Source organism: Streptomyces murinus (genome assembly GCF_002154555.1).
Taxonomy (GTDB): domain Bacteria; phylum Actinomycetota; class Actinomycetes; order Streptomycetales; family Streptomycetaceae; genus Streptomyces; species Streptomyces murinus.
Genome location: NZ_MUNF01000571.1, coordinates 1 through 3853, shown reverse-complemented (window position 1 = coordinate 3853; position 3853 = coordinate 1). Strand labels below are relative to the sequence as shown.

Sequence of the window (3853 nt, the reverse complement as noted above, 5' to 3'; positions counted from 1 at the left end):
CCCGCCGACCTCACCCGCCGACCCCGGCGCCGCCCAAGGAGACCCGCATGCCCGCCGCTCGCCCCCGCGTCCTCTACGTCACCGACCTGGCGTACCAGGCCCGCGGGCGCCGCTACTGCGACGAGGACATCTTCCTCACCTCCCGGCTGCGCGCCCACTTCGACCTCGCCCTGTGCCATCCGCTGGACGCGGCGGCCCTGATGGACGGCTACGACGCCGTCGTCGTCCGCAACAGCGGCCCGGTCCTCGGCTACCAGCAGGCCTACGACGACTTCCGCGCCCAGGCCCTGGAACGCGGCAGCCGCGTGTACAACCCGCTCACCGGCAAGGCGGACATGGCCGGCAAGCAGTACCTCCTCGACCTGACCGCCGCCGGCTACCCGGTGATCCCGACCGTCGACAGCCTGGCCGACCTGCACCGGCTGCCGCCCGCCCACCGCTACGTCGTCAAGCCCTGGCTCGGCGCGGACTCCCTCGGCCTTCGCATCGTCCCCGCCGCCCGCCTCGACACGCACGCCGGGGACGACGTCCTGATCCAGCCGCACATCGACTTCGCCCACGAGGTCTCCTTCTACTTCGTGGACGACGACTTCCAGTACGCCCTCTACGCTCCCGACCCGCGCCGCCGCTGGGAGCTGAAGCCGTACGCCGCGACCGCCGCCGACCTGGAGTTCGCCCGGCGTTTCATCGACTGGAACGACCTCGGCCACGGCATCCAGCGCGTCGACGCCTGCCGCGCCCCCGATGACGGCCTCCTGCTGGTCGAGCTGGAGGACCTCAACCCCTATCTGTCGCTGGAGGCCCTGCCGGAGGAGGACAGGGACGCCTTCGTCGGCGCGTTCACGGCGTCCCTGAGCCGGTTCGCGCGGGGGGCGGTCAGCGCAGTCTGACGGTGATCAGCTGGGTGACTCCGGCTGTGCCGGTGAGATCGCCGAAGGTCAGTGTGAGCGATTTGCCCGTTTCAGCCGAAGTGAGCGTGGCCGGGGCCGAGGTGACCGAGACGACCGGACGCCTCCAGGTCAGGGTCAGACCCGTGCGCATCAGCATCGGATCGCTCACGGCGATCACCGCGCTGCCGTCCTCCTTCTCGCTGATCATCACGGAGCACGGATCGCTCGCCGTGAGCGATCCGACCGTACCGCCGAACCAGAAGTTCACCCCGGTGAAGCCGAGCGAACGAACCGAGATGCCCTGCTGATCGTTCGTGTTGGCCAGAACGGTTAGCCAGTGCCGGTCCGCCGATCGTGCGCGCGTCCGCGCGGCGCTCGCGCCCGGCATGAGCAGATAGGCGTACGAGGCGTTCACCGGATCGGTGCCGTGATCGACGTACATCGTCAGGTACTTCCGGCTCAACACGGTCGTCGACCCGCCCGTATTGATCGAACTCCAGCTGCCCTCCCGCGCCTCGCGCACCGCCCGTACCGTCGCGCCCCCGGGAAAGACGTAACCGCCGTGCCCGCCGAGGTGCGCCCAGCCGGTGTCGGTGAGTGTCTGCGACCACGGGTACCCGGCCGGTTCCGCCCTGCCGTCCACCGTGAACGTCGCGCTCCCGGCCGCGCCGAGGTTGCGGTTCTCGACCGTCGTCTCCACGGCCGTGCCGTCGGTGCAGGAGATGCCCGCGCCGAGGCAGACCACCGTGTCGTCCAGGAAGAACCACGACTTCTTCGCGACCAGCGTCGACTGGAGGCCCTTGAGATACTGCCCGACCGCGGCCCGGTGGCCGTCCGTCGCGCCGCCCACCCAGTTCACATCCGGCTTGGCCGCGCCCCAGTCGCCGCCCGCGCCGTCGGCCAGCACCTTGCGCGAGACGGTCGTACCGGGGAGCCGGTAGGGGTCGACGGTGGGCCAGAAGGCGTCGCTGTACTGATCGTTGGCGAACGTGTCGCCCCACCAGTACAGCATTCCGGAACCGGTGTGCCAGCCGCGCGGGTTCTCGCCGTTGCCGGACTCGTAGTACGCGATCCGCTTGTTCGCCATGCTCAGCGAGGCCGCCCAGCCGGGCCGGCGGTGCGTGGCCCGCGCCATGGCCGGGAACAGCCGGTGCCCGGTCGGCTCCGGGAGGGCCCGCACCGCCGTGTCGTCCTCGACTCCCTTCAGCCGGGCCAGGTTCGGCAGGCTGAGCACCGGGTCCTTGAGCGGCGGATGGTACCGGTCGCGCCGCATCCAGCCCTTCACCAGAGCACGCCAGCGCGCGTTCTCCGCCGCGCTCGCGCCCTGCCCGAGCAGCACGATGGAGGCCAGGACCGGGTGACCGCGCAGATGGTCGTCCTGCTGGACGCCCGACGGATCGCCGGCGGACAGGCCCCGGCTGACCGCCCGGCCCGCGACGCCGTCCATGACCAGGCCGTTGTACAGGAACGGCGCCCAGGCCTGCTCGACCGCGTCGAACACGATGGTCCGGTGCTCGTCCGTCACCTCCCAGCTCGACCCGGCCAGCAGCGCGAACAGCATGCCGAGACCACCGAGGAACACCGAACCGTACGAGCCCGTGTAGGGGACCCAGGTGTGCTGGATGAACGAACCGTCGGTGTGCAGACCGTCCCCCGAGGAGACGTAGGGGAACACGGGGGACAGGGCGTCCCTGGCCAGCGCCACCTTCGCCGCGTCCGCCCCCACCACCCCGCGCAGCGCCAGCACCCGGCACAGGTCCACCCGGTTGGCGCCGGTGCTCGTACCGCTGTAGCTCGACACCGCCGAGTCAGGCACGAACCGGTCCACGGCGGCGAGATAGCCGGCGAGCTGATCGGCGGACAGCGCGTCGTACATCAGCACGCACGCGTCCAGCAGTGCCTGCGGGGCGCCGATCTGCCAGCTCCACCAGTTGCCGTACCGGGCCTGGCCGGCGTTGTACACGTCGTCGTGGAGGTGGTCGAGGCCGGTGAGGACGGCGTCGCGCAGAGCCGCGTCACCGGTGAGGCCGGTGCCCGGCTGGCCGTACGCCTGCGCGAGGGTGCTCAGCCGGGTGTAACTGGTGCTCATGTTGCCCGAGTAGACGTACGACTCCGGGTCCGTGTCCGGATCCGGGTCGGCGTACGGAAGGTCCGGCCACAGCGCTCCGGTCGCCGGGGACATCGAGGCGAGGTACTGCCGCGCCGTACCGCCGAGGTCGGCCAGGCGGGAGGCGAAGGGTTCGGCGGTGGGGTCGAAGCCCTCGCCGAGGATCAGGGTGCGCCACTTCGCCCGCAGGGCGGCGAACTCGTCCGCTGCGGCGGAGGCGGGGGAGGAGGTGCCCAGTCCCAGGGCGGCGGCGGTGCCGGAACAGACGGCCAGGAAACCACGGCGTGACCAAGGAGTCGTCATGACGGCGCTTTCTAGCACGCGCTTACTCAAACGCTCAATAGGTGTGCTATAAGTGATCGTTTGATCGTTTGGTCGCACGGGGTGGGCGGGTTGGGCGAGTTGGGCCGGTGGGGCGATTCGACAGCGGCGCGCGGGGAACGCCGGACCACGGGACGATGAGTGCGCGAAACGATCGGTACGCAGGCACGGTACTCAAAAGCGACGGCGGCAGCGGCGGACGGAGCGGAGCGGCATGGCGCGGGCGGAGGACGAATTCCTGGGGCGGCTCGACCCCGACATGTGCGTGGTCACGGCCACGGCCGGCGGTGAGCGGGCAGGCTGTCTGGTCGGCTTCGCCTCGCAGTGCTCCATCCGGCCGACCCGGTTCGCCGTATGGCTGTCCAAGGCCAACCACACCTACCGCGTCGCCCGCGCCGCGCACTGCCTCACCGTCCACCTGCTCACCCGCGACCAACACGCCCTCGCGGAACGCTTCGGCGGCGAGACCGGCGACGACACCGACAAGTTCACCGGCCTCGACTGGACGCCGGGACCCGGCGTCCAGTCGAGGCCG

At 71.0% G+C, this 3853-nt stretch carries 3 protein-coding genes; 2 read left to right on the top strand and 1 reads right to left on the bottom strand.

Annotated elements, in window-relative coordinates:
• The first annotated feature begins 47 nt into the window (after nt 1–47).
• Complete coding sequence (locus CCN72_RS29920; protein ID WP_086811139.1) at nt 48–890, top strand: ATP-grasp domain-containing protein; 843 nt, start codon at nt 48–50, stop codon at nt 888–890.
• Here the strand turns inward: CCN72_RS29920 and CCN72_RS29915 are convergent.
• Nucleotides 877–3300: a polysaccharide lyase 8 family protein gene (locus CCN72_RS29915; protein ID WP_086811138.1), complete on the bottom strand. Its 2424-nt coding sequence runs from the start codon at nt 3298–3300 to the stop codon at nt 877–879. The genes CCN72_RS29920 and CCN72_RS29915 overlap by 14 nt on opposite strands.
• A 232-nt stretch (nt 3301–3532) precedes the next feature.
• Between CCN72_RS29915 and CCN72_RS29910 the strand changes: the two genes are divergently transcribed.
• On the top strand, nt 3533–3853 hold a 321-nt coding region (locus CCN72_RS29910; RefSeq protein WP_143664245.1), incomplete at its 3' end, for a flavin reductase family protein.